The sequence below is a fragment of the Polaribacter sp. Z014 genome, assembly GCF_023555435.1.
Lineage (GTDB): Bacteria > Bacteroidota > Bacteroidia > Flavobacteriales > Flavobacteriaceae > Polaribacter.
In genome coordinates, this window is sequence record NZ_JALCZP010000007.1 from 104,403 (window position 1) to 122,120 (window position 17,718).

Below are 17,718 nucleotides of genomic sequence, written 5' to 3' on the forward strand. Positions count from 1 at the left end.
AATTAATAACTCTTACTAACAAAAGGTATTTCTTTAAAACCAGTTACTTTATTGATTAGAATAGTTGCTGTAAAAAAATAGTTACAAAGTAAATTTGCGAATTTTGGTAAAATATCTGCAACTTCTTTGTTTTCATTATTGTGTATCATTACCATTAATCTAACGGCCTTCTTTGAAAGTGAAGAACACTGATTCAAAATACCTACAGGAGATTTTCCTCCGGGTAAAACAAAACCAGAAATAGTATCTTCAACTATTAACTTCATCTTTCTATAATGATCTAATAATTGTTGATGATCATTTTCTGTAATAGCCAATTTCCCTCTTATAGAACCATTAAGATGGTAGCAAAGAGGTAATAACCAGTTCAATTCTTTTTCTAATTTTTTTAATTCTTCGCTATTAGGGTAATTTAAGATTAAAACAGAGAGTTCGTCAATAGCCCAAGCTACTGAACGAGTTAGTTGATCTGTTTCTATTTCGTAATCGCAAAGAGAAGAATCTTCATATATAAAAGGATAACAAAGCTCATCTATGTTAGATTTTGGACGTAATTTTTTCATTAAAATTATTGTTTTTATAGAAGCTTAATTTAGTTCATTTTTGCGAAGAAAGTTAAGTTATAATTTGGTAACAAATTTGGGTGCGTAATTTTTATAATGTCTTTTAAAAGTAAATCTGGTCTTACAGGAGCTTTTTCAAAGTAAATAAGTCCGCCCGTTATTCCTTTATTAGTGGCATAGGTATACACGTTTTTATTCTTAAAAGTATTAAAAGAATTGTAAGATTGATTAGATTTTATCATTTCTTCTCTGCTTTCAAATAAACCACAACCAATCCAAAAATCAGCATCTTTCCCCTTGTCTAAAACGCTTTCTATACTTAAAGGTAAACTACCATTTCCTTTTGTGTTTTTCCATATATAATTTGTGTTGGCATCTTTAAAATAAGTAGCAATAAAACTTTTACCAGCTGGCATATACCAGGTGTCTTTAAATAAATTACCAGAAATAATAGTGGGAATAGTTTTTGATTTTAAAGCTATTTTTTTCACTGCTAAATAATTAGATTCAATGACGTTAAAAATACTGTCTGCTTCTTTTTCTTTGTTGAATAAAACACCAAAAAACTTAATCCATTCTGCACGACCTAAAGGAGTGTCTTCTAACCAATCTCCATTATAAATAACGGGAATTCCGTTTCTCATAATCGTTTTATATGTTTTGTTATTTCCATTTAAGCCAAAACCAATGACGAGATTTGGTGCTAATTCTAGTAGTTTTTCTGTGTTCATAGATCGTTCACTACCTAACTCAACAATCTTACCTTCAGCAATACGTTTTCTAGTTTTTTCTGAAGAAATAAACTTTGTTTGAGGAAATCCGGTTAAAAATTTTTCTGCTCCAATTTGTTCTAACATTGATATATGGGTAGTACTAGTTACCACGATGTTTTTAATAGGAATTTTTAATTCATTTTTACTAAGATCCATTTTATCGCCAAGTAGGTAGGTAAATTCTTCTTTAGAGTTTTGATACGGTTTTTTTATGACTAATTTTTTCTGATTACCTATTGTAATTATATCAAAACCTTTAGCATACTTTATGTTACTTTTTAGCGTTCTTTTTACTGTTGTTTGATTTGCTTTTTTTTGACAAGAAAAGAAGAGACTATTTATAATTAAGAAAGCTAAAAGATGTTTCATTTTAATAATTTATTTCTAAAACTTGTGCGTATTGTAATTTTAAATCAAAAGATTTTTCTAAAGGGATTTTATTGATAAAAGAATGCAAACTTCTCATAACACCTGCATGCGTTATAATAACAACCTTTTTGTGTTTTTGCTGGCTTATTTCTAAAAGAAAATTTATAGTTCTAGCATGTAAATCTAAATATGATTCACCCTTTGTTACAGCAACCTTTACAAAGTCATTCATCCAAATATCTAATTCAGTTTTATTGATATCGTTCCAGTTTTGTAGTTCCCAATCTCCAAAATTTAACTCTTTTAAACGATCATCAAAAAGAACTTTATTTGAAAGTTTTTCGGCTAGCTTTTTACATCTTTTAAGTGGACTACTATAATAAACAGTTTCAGCATCATAAGTAGAAACTTTCTTTAAAATAGGTTTAATTTCCTCTAAAAAAGTATCAGTAACATCAATATCAGCTTGTCCGTAGCAAATTCCTTTTGCTATTTTGGGAGTTGTATGTCTAATTAATATAATCTCCATAAAACAAGTATAAAAAGATAAAAAACAACTTCTGCAACTTGTTGCAAAGCACCCGCACAATCTCCTGTTTGTCCGCCAATCCATTTCTTAAAAAAACGAGCTACATACCAATACGTTATTAATAAAGGTATAAGACATAGAAATACTCTGTAATTTTGGAAAAAGAAAAGTGGTAAAACTCCAAAAAAGCAAGAAATCACTAAAGATTTTGTACTCATTTGTGTTGTTGTCGGCTTTATTTTAGAAGTTTCAATATCTCTTACATACGGATGCGTGTAGAGTAGGATAGTAGCAATAAAACGGCTAATGGCATGACCAGAAATAATAAGTAATGGAATGTTTATAGTAGATGAACTAAGTGCTTGTATTGCTGAAAATTTTAATAAAAGAATTGAAAATAATCCAATAACTCCAAAAGTGCCTAATCTGGAATCTTTCATGATTAGTAAGATTTTTTCTTTGGTCCAGCCACCTCCAAAACCATCGCAAGAATCGGCAAAACCGTCTTCATGAAAAGCTCCAGTTGCCCAAATAGAAGAAATCATACTTAAAATAATAGAAATTTCTGGAGTAAAAAGAAACGTTGCCAAATAGTAAACCAAAGCAGCAATAGATCCTACTAAAATACCCACTAAAGAAAAGTAACGGTTACTTTTATTTAGCATTTCCGATGAATGCCCTACCCATTTTGGGCAAGGTATTCTGGTAAAAAATAATATGGCAGTTAAAAAATAATGGACTTCTTTTTTCATGGATTTTTAAAACTTAAGCTTCACTAATATTGGCACTTTCAAAAGTGGCCATTTCGTTTAAAAATAGCACCGAAGATTGAATAATAGGCAGTGCAACTGCAGCTCCTGTTCCTTCTCCTAAACGTAAACCTAAATTTAAAACAGGTTTTACCTTTAAGAAATTTAATATTTTTTGATGACCTTGTTCTCCGGAAGAATGTGTAAAAATACAATAATCTAATACATTTTTATCAATTGCATGAGCTGCCAACAAGGCAGAAGTTACAATAAAGCCGTCTATTAAAATAGTCATTTTTAAAGCAGCAGCTTCTAAAATTGCACCTGCAATCATTACAATTTCGAAACCTCCAAAAGTGGCGAGTGCATCAGTTGGTGCGTCTATATTTATGATGTGTTTTTGGTAAACTTTTTTTAAAATTGTCTTTTTTTCTTGAAGACCTTCATCATTTAAACCTGTTCCTTTTCCAACACAATCGTCAATACCAATCGCTGTAAAATAACTCATTAAAAGCGCTGCAGAAGAAGTATTTCCAATTCCCATTTCTCCAAAACCAATGGTATTACAGTTTTTTTGAAAAGATGTGTTTACAATTTCTTTTCCTTTTTCTAAAGCTAAATTACATTGTGCCATTGTCATGGCTTTTTCTATAGAGAAGTCTTTTGTTCCTTTTGCTATTTTAGCAGAAATTAATGCATCACTTTTATCAAAATCGGCATTTACACCAGCATCAATAATTTTTAAATTGATCTTATTTTGTTTACAAAAAACGTTAATTGCAGCACCTCCATTTAAAAAGTTAAACACCATTTGCTGTGTTACTTCTTGTGGATATGGACTAACACCTTTTGATTTTGAAATACCATGATCTCCTGCAAATACAATAATAGTTGGTTCTGTAATTTTTGGAGTTAGTGTATTTTGAATGCTTCCTATTTTAATAGCAATCGTTTCTAACAAACCTAAAGAACCTATAGGTTTTGTTTTAAAATCTATTTTTTTTTGGAGGGCTGTTTGCATTTCTTTAGAAAGTGCTGTAATTTTTGAAGTCATATGTTATTTTAATTTTAGTGGTAATCCAGAGACCATAAAAGTCGCTTTGTTCGCTTTTTTTGCAATAAATTGATTTACCCAACCTTGTAGTTCTGTGAATTTTCTTCCAGATTCTGTTGTAGCATGCAGTCCCATGCCAATTTCGTTAGAAATAATAATAATATTAGCATCTATTTCTGTAAGTTTTTCTATTTCTTGTTTGGCTAATTTTAAACATTCTTGCGTGTCATAATTGGTGTCAACATAAAAATTAGTAAGCCATAAAGTAACGCAGTCTATTACAACGGTTGTGTTTTTCGAAATAACGGAGCTAATGTTTTTTTCTTCTTCAATGGTGGTCCATCGTTCATCTCTATCAGAAATATGCCTTTCTACCCTTCGTTTAAAATCGTCATCCCAAATTCTAGAAGTTGCCAAATAAAAAGGTGTTTTAGAAATGTCTTCCGCCATTTTTTGAGCGTAACTACTTTTACCAGATCTTTCTCCTCCAGAAATATAATGAATCATAATTTTAAAATATATAAACACAAAGGTTGTAAACATTTTTTTAAAAAGGAAAGAATATCTAATGGAATTATCTTTAAATACTAACAACTAACTTTTCTTAAAAAGGCAAGTTGCCTCGTTATAAATTATATGTACTAATATTTATTGCCTCTTTTTATGAGAGTACAGTTTTTTTTAGAACGTTTTGCTAAATAGAATAGATTGTTTAGCTAAAATGTTATTTCCTAGCGTTTTTAGAGAGCTAAAGAATTAGCTTATAAATGACAAAATATTAGTTTTTAATACTTAAAAATATTCTACATTTGACAAAAATTAGGGTTTTGTTCTTTTTGGGAACAAATTAAAAGGGAATTCGGTTAAATACCGAAGCTGTTCCCGCAACTGTAAGTTTATGCTGAATTTATTTCAGTACCTTATTTAAGGATGTTATTAAGTCTTTTACCACTGACAGACGTATGTTGGGAAGGTATAGTAACATAAAAACAAGCCAGGAGACCTGCCTAGATTTTTGAAAAATTAAAACTTTCGGGATAAAGGTTAAACGGATTATGAAAAAACACTTATTTTTTACATTCTTTTTTATTATTACACAGGCTGTTTTAGCTCAAAATGATTCTATAAGAACTGTTTTGAAGGAAGTTGTTGTTGTAACTAAAAAAGAGCAAAAAAATAAAGTAATTGGCCAAAAAAAAATAGAAATAGGAACTATTCAAATTATTAAAAATCCTATAAATTTCACTAATTTATTAAGATATAACAGTCCCATTTCTTTTAGAGATTATGGAAACGGAGGTATAAGTACTGCGCGTTTTAGAGGTACGTCGGCATCTAATACTGCTGTTTTATGGAACGGAATTTCTATTAATGCAATGGGAAGCGGACAAACAGATTTTAACTCATTATCCGCAAGTATTTCAGATGAAATTGTTGTTAATAGTGGAGGAGGAAGTGTAGATTATGGTTCTGGAGCTATTGGTGGTACGGTGCATTTAAATGATAATTTATCGTTTAAAAAACATAAAGATTTTAATTTATTTTCTTCTTACGGTAGTTTTAATACTACTTCTAATTTCTTTAAAGCAAATGTTGGAACAGGAAAATGGGCCGTAAAATTTGCAGCAACTTTAAACTATTCTGATAACGATTATACGTTTATAGATACTCGTTATAAAAAGAGTGATGGAAGTTTATTAAAAAATGAAAATGGAGTTTATAAAAATTATGGAGTTAACTTTAGTTTAGGATATAAATTCTCTAACAAAAACAAACTTTACTTTTATACAACCGGCTATTATGGAGATCGTTTATTCTCTGACGGATTACCAAATCCTGCAGCAGGAAGTGAAAGAAATGAAGATTTTAACCAAAGAAATTTATTAAAATGGACATCTTATTTTTCTAATTTTACACAAACTGTAAACATAGCTTATTTAACACAAGAATATCTTTATTATGATGACAAAAATGCTACAGATTTTGTTTTTGGAAAATCAAAAAACTATAATATTAATTATAATTTAAAGTATCGTTTTTCTAATTATTTAAAACTGTCTACTTCTCTTATTTATGATGAAAACATAGGAACAACAAATGATATTTTATCAAAAAGTAGAACATTTTTTGCAGCCTTGGCAAAAGTCACCTACAAACCTACGGATAAATTAACAACAGCAATTAACTTTAGAAAAGAATCTAATTCAGATTTTAAAGTTCCTTTATTAGTTTATCTTGCTGCAGAACAAGAAATTACAGATAATTTATTGTTAAAAGCAAATCTATCTACTAATTATAGAATACCAACTTTTAATGAATTGTATTGGCCAGTGGTTGGTAATTTAGATTTAATACCAGAAGAGTCTGTTCAGGGAGAATTGGGTGCTACTTTTAAGAAAAAGAATATAGAAATTACTTCTTCACTTTTCTATATTCATTTAAAAAATAAGATTTTATGGTTGCCAACCGCAGCGTCTAATTTATGGAGACCCAGAAATGTAGGCGATGTTACACATAGTGGAGTTGAAACGGCTATAAAATTATCAAAAAAAATTAATAAGCATTCTTTTAATTTTTCTACCAATTATACATTTACGTTAGCAAAAAATAAAGAAACGGATACCTTTCTGCCTTATGCGCCTATACATCTGTTAAATTTCAACTTAGATTATGAGTATAAAAAAATCTCTTTTTTTATCCAGCATTTATATCAAAGTAAAGTTTATACAAATGAAATTAATATCGATTTTTACTCCTTAAATTCTTTAAATGTCTCTAATTTTGGTAGTGATTTTAAGGTGTTTGAAAATCAAAAAAATACAATAAAAATAGGTTTTAAAGTTAATAATATATTTAATAATGTGTATTATTTTTCAAATTTACGTCCTATGCCAGGAAGAAATTATAACATTAATTTAAACTATAAATTTTAATACAAATGAAGATTACAAAATCAATTTTTAAACTATTCGTACTTAGTTTAGTTTTTACATCATGTTCAAATAATGATGAAGAATTCCCAGAAATAACAGGTAATTATAAAGACGGAATTATTGTTAGTGCAGAAGGTAGTTTCAAAAGTAAAGATGGTTCTATTTCTTATGTAAATGAGAATTTAAATAGATTGGCAACAAATTTTATATACACAGGAGTAAATAATGCTCAATTAGGTGGCCTAATACAATCTATAGCTTTTTCAGATACAGAAGCTTATATTATTTTAAATGATGTGAATACAATTATTGTTGCAGATAGATATACTTTTAAGAAAATTACAGAAATTAATACAGGTTTAGCAAACCCTAGATACATGGCAATTTCTAATGGAAAAGGGTATGTTACTAATTGGGGGGCAACTACTTATACTGCAAATGATGATTATTTAGCTGTTATTGATTTATCTACAAATACGTTAGAAGCTTCAACGATTTCTTTAAGTTATGGTGTAGAACAAATAGTAGCTAGTAACAATAAGTTATATGTAACTCATACAGGAGCATATTCTTCTAATAATATTGTTTCTGTGGTAGATTTATCCGCAGGAAATACAGTTACTGAAATTGAAGTAAATGATAATCCAGATGAAATTATTGTAGATAATTCAGGTAATTTAATTGTTTTATGTGAGGGGAATACGATTTATGATACAACAGATTGGTCTGTTATAGGTAGAACTACTTCTTCAATTTCTTTCATCAACACATCAACAAAAACTGTTACAAATCAAATAGAGTTCGCTGATCAGGAAAAAGCATCTTTAATGTCTTATGAAAACGGTACTATATACTATTACAAAGGTGCTGATAGCACTTTATATTCTATTGATGAGTCTGCTACTGCTTTAGCAACATCTGGTATAAATACAGGTAGTATTTATGGTATGGCGGTTAAAGATAATAAGTTGTTTACCACAAGTTATAGCTTTACAGCTTTAAGTAAATTAATCGTTACAGATTTATCTACAAAAGAAGAAATTTACACTGCACCAGTAGGCTTAGGTGCTTCAAAAATATACTTTAATTAAGAAAGAATAGCATTAGAAAAAGGGAAGAAGAAAAGCTCTGTTTGTTTAAGAAATTTAAACAAATGGAGTTTTTTGATTATAATAATTTTTTTACTTCATTCTTAATAAAACTAATGGCAGTGTCGGTCGGTGGTAAGGTTTTAGAGTAATCTACAATCACTTTTTCACGCAATTCATTAGCTGTTTTTGCAGTTTCTGCTACTTGTCTTAATTTATTAATAATCGTATTTTTTGTAGCTACAACTGCTGTCCAGGTATCATCTGTAATATACATTTGCTGTACTAAATTATGTTCAAATTCTTGATCTATATTTGCAATCAATAATTGTAAATAATCTTGAGTATCTTCTGTTAGTGGTTTAATTCTAACCAACATTTTAACAGGATTCATACGCTCGCAAAACAACAACATACGCTCGTAGGCTTGTAATTTTATAGGTAAAGCTTCTTTTTTTATTTGTGATAAAAGCGCTATTTTATCATCAGAATTTTGCTTTATTATCAATCTGTTAAATATATAATAAGCAACCAAACCTGTAACGGCAGCAGGTAAAATATACACAATACTTTCTATGAATTTATCTCCCATAATTTAGATGAATTTTAAAGTGTACAAATATAATACTCCTAAAAAGATAGCAATACCAAAACTTAATAAAGTACCAATTAAAATATATTCGGTTAGTTTTCTGTCTTTAGATGACGTTAAATCTCCAAATCTAAAAACGGATTTTGCAGCCAATAAAAAACCAATAGCTTCCCAATGATTGGTAATTACAAAGGTAAATACAAACAATCGTTCTAAAATACCGATATAGCGTCCGGCTTTTGCTAGAGAATCATCGTTTTCTTTTTTATTTTCCGGATTCCATTGGGTAATAATTATTTTTATAACAATAGAAGAAACAAAAATTACCAACAGTAAAAATACGATCAATAATAAAATTGGATTTGTTATTAAGTTTTTTGGTGATAAAGAAAAATCAACATAAAAAGAAGTAGCAAAAGCTAATAATAGTAGATGTAGTATTTGATCTATAAAAAACCAAATCCGTTTTGTGTTCTTTTTTTGAAGATAGAGTTTTAAAAGATCTATTAAATAATGAGAACAGATAATTAACAGAAAAGCAAGCCAATACTTTTTAAAATTAAACTGAAGTATCAGTACTAAAAATAGGGCATGAAGTGCAATGTGATAATATAATTTTACAGATTTAACTTTCTTTTCTTCTTTGTTTTTAACCCATTTTTCTGGTTGAAAAACAAAATCTCCTAAAATATGTGCCAACAAAAATTTTAAAAATAAGAGCATTTTATAAATGTGTTTTTTGATTGATAATTTTTCTAAAACGTTTTTCTAGTTTCATAATAGGTTCAAATCCAGCACGTTTTTGGCGTTCGCTAACACGTCCTTGTGTAATTCCTAAAATAGCAGCAATTTCATTCTGCGTACTGTTTTCCGATTCTAAGGAAATTTTAAATACTTCAGCAGAGTTTTTTGTCCAAGAATCCATAGTTAATAAAGCTAAATCAAAAGCTATATTTAGTTCTGCATCAACTTCTTGCCAAGGTGTTTTTATAGCAATAGTTTGCTTTTTTAAATACGTATCAAACGCATAACCAGAGTTTATGAAGGCTTCACCGTTAGAGGCCGTAACTTCTGGAGTATTAAATTCTTTTTCTCCAATTCCAATTCCAATTCTAACATCTATATCTACAGTAGCTTTTAAATGAGATTTCAACTTTAAAGCTGCGTAAAAAGCATTTTCACAATTTTCTATTTCTAATTGAAAACTATCTCCTCTGTAAATCTGCCAATATTTTGGAGAATCACCAAAAGTACTTAACACTTCTTTTAGCGTTTCTAACCAAAAATTATCATCCTTCTTTCTAGAATTGATGATGTCACCTGTTAAAATACTAGTCATTTTTGAATCTTAATTTTTAGCTAATATATCATTTATTAGGCTAAATAACAAAATTATCTGTCTGTAAGCAGATATTTTAAATTATCTGTCTATAGGCAGATAATTGTGTTTATCTGTTCTTAGGCAGATATAGTTTGGATTCTTATGTAAAAATTGTGAATAAATAGTATTCGTCTTCTTTTATAGAAACGAATAGTTTGGTTAATTTCACACTTTCAAATTCCTTTAAAATAAACTATTGAGCACATATTTAGATTCTTTAAACGAAGCACAGAGACAAGCTGTCTTACAGAAAGATGGACCCATGATTATTATTGCGGGTGCGGGTTCTGGTAAAACACGTGTATTAACCTATAGAATTGCGCATTTAATGCAGCAAGGCGTAGATTCATTTAACATTTTATCGCTTACATTTACCAACAAAGCAGCCAAAGAAATGAAGGCAAGAATTGCTGGTGTTGTAGGTAACAGTGAATCTAGAAACCTGTGGATGGGAACTTTTCACTCCGTTTTTGCTAGAATTTTACGAACTGAAGCAGATAAATTAGGGTTTCCAACTAATTTTACAATTTACGATTCTCAAGATTCTGTTCGGTTGATATCAGCCATTATAAAAGAGAAGAATTTAAATAGGGAACAATACAAACCAAAACAGATTTTAGGAAGAATTTCTTCCTTTAAGAACAGTTTAATTACGGTAAAAGCCTATTTTAATAATCCAGATTTACAAGAAGCAGATTTACACGCAAGTAGACCAGAAGTTGGTAATATTTACAGAACTTATGTAGACAGATGCTTTAAAGCAGGAGCAATGGATTTTGATGATTTATTGTTAAGAACCAATGAGTTATTAGCCCGTTTTCCAGAAACTTTGGCAAAATATCAAGACCGTTTTAGATATATTATGGTAGATGAGTACCAAGATACCAATCACTCTCAATATATTATTGTGAGAGCTTTGGCAGACAAATTTGGAAACATTTGTGTGGTTGGAGACGATTCTCAGAGTATCTATAGTTTTAGGGGAGCAAATATTCAGAATATTTTAAATTTCCAGAAGGATTATCCAGAAGTAAAAACCTTTAAACTAGAGCAAAATTATCGTTCTACAAGTAATATTGTAAACGCTGCAAATTCTGTAATCGAAAAAAATAAAACAAAATTAGATAAAGAAGTTTGGACCTCTAATGATCCTGGAGATGCTATAAATGTAATGCGTACTATTTCCGATGGAGAAGAAGGACGTTTTGTGGCACAATCTATTTGGGAAAACCAAATGAACCATCAATTAACTCCAGATGATTTTTGTGTATTGTATAGAACAAACTCACAATCTAGAGCTATTGAAGATGCCTTACGTAAAAAAGGAATTGAGTATAAAATCTATGGAGGGATTTCCTTTTATCAAAGAAAAGAAATCAAAGATATTTTATCATATTTACGTATTTTAATCAACCCAAATGATGAAGAAGCGTTAAAAAGAATTATCAATTATCCTGCTAGAGGAATTGGTGCAACAACTATAGATAGGTTAACAATTGCTGCAAATCATTATAAAAAATCAATTTTCGATATTATTAAATATATTGATAAAATAGATTTAAAAATAAATGCAGGAACTAAAAATAAGCTCCGTAATTTTATGACGATGATGCAAAGTTTGCAAATAGAATCGCAAACTAAAAATGCGTTCGAAATTGCAGAAACGGTTGTAAAAAAGACCCTATTAATTAAAGATTTAGAAAAAGACGGAACACCAGAAGCTGTAAGTAAAGTAGAAAACGTTCAAGAGCTTTTAAACGGAATTAAAGACTTTATTACCGATAAAATTGAAGAAGGTGGAGATACTTCTTTAACTACTTTTTTAGAAGATGTGGCTTTGGCTACAGATTTTGATGCTAAAAAAGATGATGATAAACCCTCTGTTTCTTTAATGACCATTCACCAGTCTAAAGGATTGGAATATATGTACGTGTACATTGTTGGTTTAGAAGAAAACTTATTTCCTTCTGCAATGAGTATGAATACTAGAAGTGAGTTAGAAGAGGAGCGAAGATTGTTCTACGTGGCCATAACAAGGGCAGAAAAAGTGGCTTATTTAAGTTATGCGCAAACTCGTTATAGATGGGGGAAATTGGTAGATGCAGAACCAAGTAGGTTTTTAGAAGAAATAGATGATCAGTATCTAAATTACATTACACCAAAAAGTACAAATCCAGCAATTAATAATTTTGTTGATAAAAGTATTTTTGATGATGCTCCAAAAGGAATTCGTTTTCAAAAACCAATTCAACGTAAAAAAATGGAGCGTGATTTGGTGAAGAAAAAAGAGATTGTTATTCCTAAAAACTTAAAAAAAGTATCTCAAGCAACCTCAAAAGCAAATTTATTTGACGGCAATATTGTGGTTGGTAATTTTGTAGAGCACAATAGATTTGGAACGGGAGAAGTAATTGCTCTAGAAGGAAATGGACCAAATAAAAAGGCAGAAATTAAATTTGGTACGGTTGGTAAGAAGAAATTATTGCTACAATTTGCTAAATTAAAAGTGATTGGTTAAAAATCATCCATAAAACTAAAAATAAATTGTTATTTTGCAACGTTAAATAACTACAAACTATAATTTGTCAGTTCTACTATCATAATTTTTAAGTGTGATACATCGAGAACACTTCTCAAAAATAAATAAATGACATTCGATTTAGAATACAATTCAGAAAGACCGTTAATGATAATACCAGAATACGGCAGACATATACAAAAATTAGTAGACCATTGCTTAGCATTAGAAACTAAAGAAGAACGCGATAAAATGGCGAGAGCTATTGTAGATGTAATGGGTAATTTACAACCCCATTTACGCGATGTTCCAGATTTTAAACACAAACTTTGGGATCAACTATACATCATGGCAGATTTTAAATTAGATGTAGAATCTCCATATCCTCAACCGTCTAAAGAAGAATTACAAGAAAAGCCAGAAGGACTGCCTTATCCAAAATCTGCATCAAGATATCGTTACTATGGTAACAACATTCAAACAATGATAGATATTGCTTTAAGCTGGGAAGAAGGCGAGAAAAAAGAAGCTTTGGTATTTACCATTGCAAATCACATGAAAAAGTGTTACCTTAATTGGAATAAAGATACTGTGGATGACGCCGTAATTTTTAAACATTTATATGATTTATCTGATGGTAAATTAGATTTAAGAGAAACAGATGAGGCACTTGCTGAAAGTAAAAACCTATTAAGAAAACCACGTACACAAGGTCAGGGAGCTTCTAAAACTACTTACAAGAAACCACAACACAGTAATCAAAATAAAAATAGAAAAAGATATTAGTATATGGCATCATTTAAAATTGAAGGCGGTCATAAATTAAGCGGGACCATTACTCCGCAAGGAGCAAAAAACGAAGTTTTACAAATACTTTGTGCAGTGTTATTAACACCAGAACGAGTGCTTGTAAATAACGTTCCAGATATTATTGATGTCAACAAACTAATTTTTATTCTAGGAGAATTAGGTGTAAAAGTAGAAAAGTTAAGTAGAAATTCTTACGCTTTTCAAGCGGATGAAATCAATTTAAAATATCTAGAATCTGCAGAGTTTAAAAGAGACGGAAGTTCTTTACGCGGTTCTATTATGATAGTTGGACCGCTTTTAGCACGTTTTGGTAAAGGGTACATTCCAAGACCAGGAGGAGATAAAATTGGCCGTAGACGTTTAGATACCCATTTTGAGGGTTTTATAAGGTTAGGTGCAAAATTTAGATATAATAAAGAAGAGCATTTTTACGGAGTAGAAGCCAAAGAGTTATTTGGTGTAGAAATGTTATTAGATGAAGCTTCTGTAACAGGAACCGCGAATATATTAATGTCGGCTGTTTTAGCTACCGGAACCACAAAAATTTACAATGCAGCTTGTGAACCTTATATTCAACAATTATGTAAAATGTTGAATTTGATGGGAGCAAAAATCTCTGGAGTAGGCTCTAATTTATTAATCATAGAAGGAGTAAAAGCTCTTGGAGGTTGTGAACATACTGTTTTACCAGATATGATTGAAATTGGTTCTTGGATAGGTGTTGCTGTAATGACACGATCTGAATTAACCATAAAAGATGTAAGTTGGGAAAACTTAGGACAAATACCAAATGTATTTAGAAAATTAGGTGTTCAACTAGAAAAAAGAGGTGATGATATTTATATACCTGCACAAGAATCTTATAAAATACAAAATTTTATAGATGGTTCTGTCTTAACGGTTGCAGATGCTCCTTGGCCTGGGTTTACACCCGATTTATTGAGTATTGTTTTGGTAATCGCTACACAAGCAAAAGGAACTGTTTTAATACATCAAAAAATGTTTGAAAGCCGTTTGTTTTTTGTTGATAAATTGATAGATATGGGCGCAAAAGTAATTTTGTGTGATCCTCATAGGGCTACTGTAATAGGTATGAATTTTGAAAGCTCGTTAAAAGCTACCAAAATGACATCGCCAGATATTAGAGCAGGAATCTCCTTATTAATTGCAGCATTATCTGCAAAAGGAACAAGTATCATTAATAATATAGAACAGATAGATAGAGGGTACGAAAATATTGAAGCTCGTTTAAAATCTATTGGTGCTAAAATTGAAAGAATTGCTGATTAAGAAAAGTTTTTTATTCATTTAAAATTACTTTTATATTATGATAAGAAGTTTGTGGAAAGAAGAGTGGAAAGATGTTAAATTTGATGAGAAAATTTCTAATGTAAAAAAATTTAAGATTTCCAATTACGGAAGAGTACTTTATTGTAAAGACGATAAAGAGTTTTTAAGAAAAAAAAGTTTTATAAATGGTTATGAAACTATTTCTGTAAAACAAGCTCTAAATAATAAACATACTAGTAGGTATGTACATAAATTAGTTGCTCAACATTTTTTAGAAAAAGAAAATGAAGAGCAAGTTTTTGTCTTACATATAAATTATGATAAAACAGATAATACCATTCAAAATTTAAAATGGGCATCAAAAAGAGAAAAAGAGTTGCATCAATTTAAAAATCCTGTGTTTGTAGAATCTATAAAGAATAAAAAAACTAGTTATAAGCTTACAGAAGGAAAAGTGAAAATTATTAAAAGGCAACTTAAAAATAAAAGAACAAGAATAACCATGATTGCCAAACGATTTGGAGTCTCGGACATGCAAATTCACAGAATTAAAACGGGTGAAAATTGGGGACATGTTGAAATTTAAAAATATAAAAAATAGTGTCAATCTGACACTATTTTTTTGTTGGCAACGTTTTTGCGTTTTAATTGAAGATATTTTAACGAATACAAAGATAATGAGTAAGAAAGATAACATCCAAGAAGAAGAAATAAAAAACGAACAAGAAACTGTTCAAGTTGAAGAAAATCAAGAGGTTGAGGCTGAAGTTGTAAAAGAAGAGCCAACACCGGAAGAGTTACTTCAAGCTGAAAAAGAAAAGTTTTTACGTTTGTTTGCTGAGTTTGAAAACTATAAAAAAAGAACATCCAGAGAAAGAGTAGAATTATTTAAAACTGCTGGACAAGAATTAATGACATCTTTACTGCCAATTATTGATGATTTTGAGCGTGCACTGACACATATCGAAGATGATAAAGAAGCAGAGGAATTAAGAAAAGGTGTTTTATTAATTTATCAAAAATTCTACAATACTTTAGAGCTAAAAGGATTGTCTAAAGTAGAAACCAATGCTGGTGATACTTTTGATGCTGAAATTCATGAAGCAATTACACAAATCCCTGCTCCGACAGAAGATTTAAAAGGGAAAATAATTGATTGTGTAGAAAAAGGATACAAATTAGGTGATAAAATTATTCGTTATCCAAAAGTGGTAATCGGACAGTAAGTTACAATTAACAATGTACAATTACCATTGATCATTGATTACTGTTAATTGATAATTGAAATAAAAATGGCAAAACAAGATTTTTACGAAATATTAGGTCTTTCTAAATCTGCAACTCAGGCAGAAATTAAGAAAGGGTATAGAAAAATGGCTATTAAATATCATCCAGATAAAAACCCTGATGATAAGGCAGCTGAAGAAAATTTTAAAAAAGCTGCAGAAGCTTATGAAATTTTAAGTGACGAAAACAAAAAAGCACGTTATGATCAATACGGTCATGCTGGTTTCGAAGGTCCACAAGGTGGTGGCGGTTTTGGCGGCGGCGGTATGAATATGGATGACATATTCAGTCAGTTTGGAGATATCTTTGGCGGCGGAGGCGGCGGTTTCGGAGGAGGATTTGGTGGTTTTGGCGGTGGCGGAGGCCAACGACAAGCAAGAGTTAAAGGGAGTAATATGCGTATTCGTGTAAAACTTACTTTAGAAGAAATTGCCAAAGGAGTTGAAAAGAAAGTAAAAGTTAGACGTAAAGTACAAGCAGATGGTGTAACGTATAAAACGTGTACTACCTGTAATGGTTCTGGACAACAAATGCGAGTGACCAATACTATTTTAGGTAGAATGCAAACAGCTACTACTTGTGGTACTTGTTCTGGAGCTGGTGAAATTATTAATAGTAAACCAGCAGGTGCAGATGCACAAGGTTTAATTACTAAAGAAGAAACTGTTTCTATTAACATTCCGGCAGGAGTTACAGAAGGAGTTCAATTAAAAGTAGGAGGAAAGGGTAATGAAGCTCCTGGTAAGAATTCTATTGCTGGAGATTTATTAGTTTTAATAGAGGAAGTTCAGCATGAAACCTTAAAAAGAGAAGGAACAAATATTCATTATGATTTATATATTAATTTCTCTGAAGCTGTTTTAGGTACAAGTAAAGAAGTGGATACTGTTACAGGTAAAGTAAAGATTAAAATTGATGCTGGTACGCAATCTGGTAAAATTTTAAGATTAAAAGAAAAAGGTTTACCAAGTATTGAAAGATATGGAACGGGAGATTTTTTAATTCACATTAATGTATGGACTCCACAAGAATTAAATAAAGAACAAAAGCAATTCTTTGAAAAAATGTCTGATAATGATAATTTTAAACCAAGTCCTAATAAGTCAGACAAGTCTTTTTTTGAAAAAGTAAAAGACATGTTTTCTTAATAAAGTGTTAAAGTATTTTTAAAATAGTGACTTTTTTAAAATACGTTATTTTAATACATATATTTAATATATATTTGCAGTGTTGCTGATTTTATCGGCAACACTTTTTCTTTTTCATAGCAATTTTTCCCACTCATTTATGAGTGGGTTTTTTTTATGATGAAAGAAAATATTAATATAATATAGAAATTGCAGACTTATCTTATCGTCACGCTTCGGCGTGTAGGAAAGTCCGGACACCAAAGAGTATCATAGCGGATAACATCCGTCCAACGAGAGTTGAGGACCAGTGCAACAGAAAGAATGTACAGTTAGGCTGTAGTGAAACCAGGTAAACTCTATGAGGTGCAATGCCATGTATATTAGAGCTTGAGAGCTACTCGCTCGATTCTAAAGGGTAGGCAGATTGAAGTTACGAGTAATTGTAACTCTAGATAAATGATAAGAACCTTTTTAAGGGACAGGATTCGGCTTATTAGTCTGCATTTTCTATAATTTTATTAAAACTTCAGAATTAATCAATAAAAGCTACTTTTTATTGATTAATATTCAGTCTTTTACAGAATAACTTTTTTTTATTTAGTAATTGGAGCAATCTATTATTTATCTTTTAATTTTGATATAAAAAATGTAA

The 17,718-nt window shown here is 30.2% G+C and carries 17 protein-coding genes, 1 other RNA gene and 1 riboswitch; of the genes, 9 read left to right on the forward strand and 9 right to left on the reverse strand.

Going from position 1 to position 17,718, the window contains the following annotated elements:
* Positions 1-2: 2 nt before the first annotated feature.
* From MPF19_RS10580 to MPF19_RS10605, 6 genes are read right to left on the reverse strand one after another with little or no spacing between them, the layout of a single operon-like run.
* Positions 3-563, reverse strand: a complete 561-nt coding sequence (locus tag MPF19_RS10580; RefSeq protein WP_249988204.1) for a cobalamin adenosyltransferase family protein — start codon at positions 561-563, stop codon at positions 3-5.
* 29 nt (positions 564-592) lie between these two features.
* Complete coding sequence (locus MPF19_RS10585; RefSeq protein ID WP_249988205.1) at positions 593-1,705, reverse strand: ABC transporter substrate-binding protein; 1,113 nt, start codon at positions 1,703-1,705, stop codon at positions 593-595.
* 1 nt (position 1,706) lies between these two features.
* Complete coding sequence (cobC, locus tag MPF19_RS10590) at positions 1,707-2,234, reverse strand: alpha-ribazole phosphatase (protein ID WP_249988206.1); 528 nt, start codon at positions 2,232-2,234, stop codon at positions 1,707-1,709.
* Positions 2,219-2,986 (reverse strand): adenosylcobinamide-GDP ribazoletransferase, encoded by a 768-nt coding sequence (locus MPF19_RS10595; RefSeq protein WP_249988207.1) that lies wholly within the window; start codon positions 2,984-2,986, stop codon positions 2,219-2,221. Before MPF19_RS10595 ends, cobC begins: the two co-directional genes overlap by 16 nt.
* A 13-nt stretch (positions 2,987-2,999) precedes the next feature.
* Positions 3,000-4,037, reverse strand: a complete 1,038-nt coding sequence (gene cobT / locus MPF19_RS10600; protein ID WP_249988208.1) for a nicotinate-nucleotide--dimethylbenzimidazole phosphoribosyltransferase — start codon at positions 4,035-4,037, stop codon at positions 3,000-3,002.
* Between the two features lie 3 nt (positions 4,038-4,040).
* Positions 4,041-4,544 carry a bifunctional adenosylcobinamide kinase/adenosylcobinamide-phosphate guanylyltransferase gene (locus MPF19_RS10605; RefSeq protein WP_249988209.1) on the reverse strand — a complete coding sequence of 168 codons (504 nt, stop codon included), beginning with the start codon at positions 4,542-4,544 and terminating at the stop codon, positions 4,041-4,043.
* A 298-nt stretch (positions 4,545-4,842) separates the two neighbouring features.
* Positions 4,843-5,062, forward strand: a riboswitch (cobalamin riboswitch).
* A 30-nt stretch (positions 5,063-5,092) separates the two neighbouring features.
* Here MPF19_RS10605 and MPF19_RS10610 point away from each other — a divergent pair.
* Together MPF19_RS10610 and MPF19_RS10615 are read left to right on the forward strand one after the other, a co-directional pair.
* On the forward strand, positions 5,093-6,970 hold the full coding sequence (locus tag MPF19_RS10610; protein ID WP_249988210.1) for a TonB-dependent receptor plug domain-containing protein: 1,878 nt from the start codon (positions 5,093-5,095) through the stop codon (positions 6,968-6,970).
* 5 nt (positions 6,971-6,975) lie between these two features.
* Positions 6,976-8,061 carry a YncE family protein gene (locus tag MPF19_RS10615; protein ID WP_249988211.1) on the forward strand — a complete coding sequence of 362 codons (1,086 nt, stop codon included), beginning with the start codon at positions 6,976-6,978 and terminating at the stop codon, positions 8,059-8,061.
* A gap of 76 nt (positions 8,062-8,137) precedes the next feature.
* On the opposite strand, the gene MPF19_RS10620 is transcribed toward MPF19_RS10615, so the two are convergent.
* Genes MPF19_RS10620 through MPF19_RS10630 form a run of 3 tightly spaced genes read right to left on the reverse strand, consistent with a single transcriptional unit; the run spans position 8,138 to position 9,989 of the window.
* Positions 8,138-8,650: a DUF7935 family protein gene (locus tag MPF19_RS10620; protein WP_249988212.1), complete on the reverse strand. Its 513-nt coding sequence runs from the start codon at positions 8,648-8,650 to the stop codon at positions 8,138-8,140.
* Positions 8,651-8,653: 3 nt separating this feature from the next.
* Positions 8,654-9,373 (reverse strand): DUF3307 domain-containing protein, encoded by a 720-nt coding sequence (locus MPF19_RS10625; protein ID WP_249988213.1) that lies wholly within the window; start codon positions 9,371-9,373, stop codon positions 8,654-8,656.
* A 1-nt stretch (position 9,374) separates the two neighbouring features.
* Complete coding sequence (locus MPF19_RS10630; protein WP_203392363.1) at positions 9,375-9,989, reverse strand: SatD family protein; 615 nt, start codon at positions 9,987-9,989, stop codon at positions 9,375-9,377.
* Positions 9,990-10,227: 238 nt separating this feature from the next.
* Between MPF19_RS10630 and MPF19_RS10635 the strand changes: the two genes are divergently transcribed.
* The 7 genes from MPF19_RS10635 to rnpB all read left to right on the forward strand — a co-directional run bounded on the left by MPF19_RS10635 (position 10,228) and on the right by rnpB (position 17,575).
* Positions 10,228-12,549: an ATP-dependent helicase gene (locus MPF19_RS10635; protein ID WP_249988214.1), complete on the forward strand. Its 2,322-nt coding sequence runs from the start codon at positions 10,228-10,230 to the stop codon at positions 12,547-12,549.
* A gap of 129 nt (positions 12,550-12,678) precedes the next feature.
* Positions 12,679-13,335 carry a DUF4290 domain-containing protein gene (locus MPF19_RS10640; RefSeq protein ID WP_203392365.1) on the forward strand — a complete coding sequence of 219 codons (657 nt, stop codon included), beginning with the start codon at positions 12,679-12,681 and terminating at the stop codon, positions 13,333-13,335.
* A gap of 3 nt (positions 13,336-13,338) precedes the next feature.
* Positions 13,339-14,649 (forward strand): UDP-N-acetylglucosamine 1-carboxyvinyltransferase, encoded by a 1,311-nt coding sequence (gene murA, locus MPF19_RS10645; protein ID WP_203392366.1) that lies wholly within the window; start codon positions 13,339-13,341, stop codon positions 14,647-14,649.
* Positions 14,650-14,686: 37 nt separating this feature from the next.
* Complete coding sequence (locus MPF19_RS10650; protein WP_249988215.1) at positions 14,687-15,235, forward strand: HNH endonuclease; 549 nt, start codon at positions 14,687-14,689, stop codon at positions 15,233-15,235.
* A gap of 91 nt (positions 15,236-15,326) precedes the next feature.
* Positions 15,327-15,875, forward strand: coding sequence for a nucleotide exchange factor GrpE (locus MPF19_RS10655; protein ID WP_203392368.1), 549 nt, complete (start codon positions 15,327-15,329; stop codon positions 15,873-15,875).
* A 66-nt stretch (positions 15,876-15,941) separates the two neighbouring features.
* Positions 15,942-17,084 carry a molecular chaperone DnaJ gene (dnaJ, locus tag MPF19_RS10660; protein WP_249988216.1) on the forward strand — a complete coding sequence of 381 codons (1,143 nt, stop codon included), beginning with the start codon at positions 15,942-15,944 and terminating at the stop codon, positions 17,082-17,084.
* 188 nt (positions 17,085-17,272) lie between these two features.
* Positions 17,273-17,575: RNase P RNA component class A (rnpB, locus tag MPF19_RS10665), an RNA gene on the forward strand.
* Positions 17,576-17,718: the final 143 nt, after the last annotated feature.

Bases quoted from the DNA above. Each gene is read 5' to 3' on its own strand.
- MPF19_RS10650 (WP_249988215.1), top strand. From the start codon at position 14,687: ATGATAAGAAGTTTGTGGAAAGAAGAGTGGAAAGATGTTAAATTTGAT.
- cobT (WP_249988208.1), bottom strand. From the start codon at position 4,037: ATGACTTCAAAAATTACAGCACTTTCTAAAGAAATGCAAACAGCCCTC.
- dnaJ (WP_249988216.1), top strand. From the start codon at position 15,942: ATGGCAAAACAAGATTTTTACGAAATATTAGGTCTTTCTAAATCTGCA.
- MPF19_RS10580 (WP_249988204.1), bottom strand. From the start codon at position 563: ATGAAAAAATTACGTCCAAAATCTAACATAGATGAGCTTTGTTATCCT.
- MPF19_RS10620 (WP_249988212.1), bottom strand. From the start codon at position 8,650: ATGGGAGATAAATTCATAGAAAGTATTGTGTATATTTTACCTGCTGCC.
- cobC (WP_249988206.1), bottom strand. From the start codon at position 2,234: ATGGAGATTATATTAATTAGACATACAACTCCCAAAATAGCAAAAGGA.
- MPF19_RS10595 (WP_249988207.1), bottom strand. From the start codon at position 2,986: ATGAAAAAAGAAGTCCATTATTTTTTAACTGCCATATTATTTTTTACC.
- MPF19_RS10625 (WP_249988213.1), bottom strand. From the start codon at position 9,373: ATGCTCTTATTTTTAAAATTTTTGTTGGCACATATTTTAGGAGATTTT.
- MPF19_RS10640 (WP_203392365.1), top strand. From the start codon at position 12,679: ATGACATTCGATTTAGAATACAATTCAGAAAGACCGTTAATGATAATA.
- murA (WP_203392366.1), top strand. From the start codon at position 13,339: ATGGCATCATTTAAAATTGAAGGCGGTCATAAATTAAGCGGGACCATT.
- MPF19_RS10630 (WP_203392363.1), bottom strand. From the start codon at position 9,989: ATGACTAGTATTTTAACAGGTGACATCATCAATTCTAGAAAGAAGGAT.
- MPF19_RS10655 (WP_203392368.1), top strand. From the start codon at position 15,327: ATGAGTAAGAAAGATAACATCCAAGAAGAAGAAATAAAAAACGAACAA.
- MPF19_RS10615 (WP_249988211.1), top strand. From the start codon at position 6,976: ATGAAGATTACAAAATCAATTTTTAAACTATTCGTACTTAGTTTAGTT.
- MPF19_RS10605 (WP_249988209.1), bottom strand. From the start codon at position 4,544: ATGATTCATTATATTTCTGGAGGAGAAAGATCTGGTAAAAGTAGTTAC.
- MPF19_RS10610 (WP_249988210.1), top strand. From the start codon at position 5,093: ATGAAAAAACACTTATTTTTTACATTCTTTTTTATTATTACACAGGCT.
- MPF19_RS10585 (WP_249988205.1), bottom strand. From the start codon at position 1,705: ATGAAACATCTTTTAGCTTTCTTAATTATAAATAGTCTCTTCTTTTCT.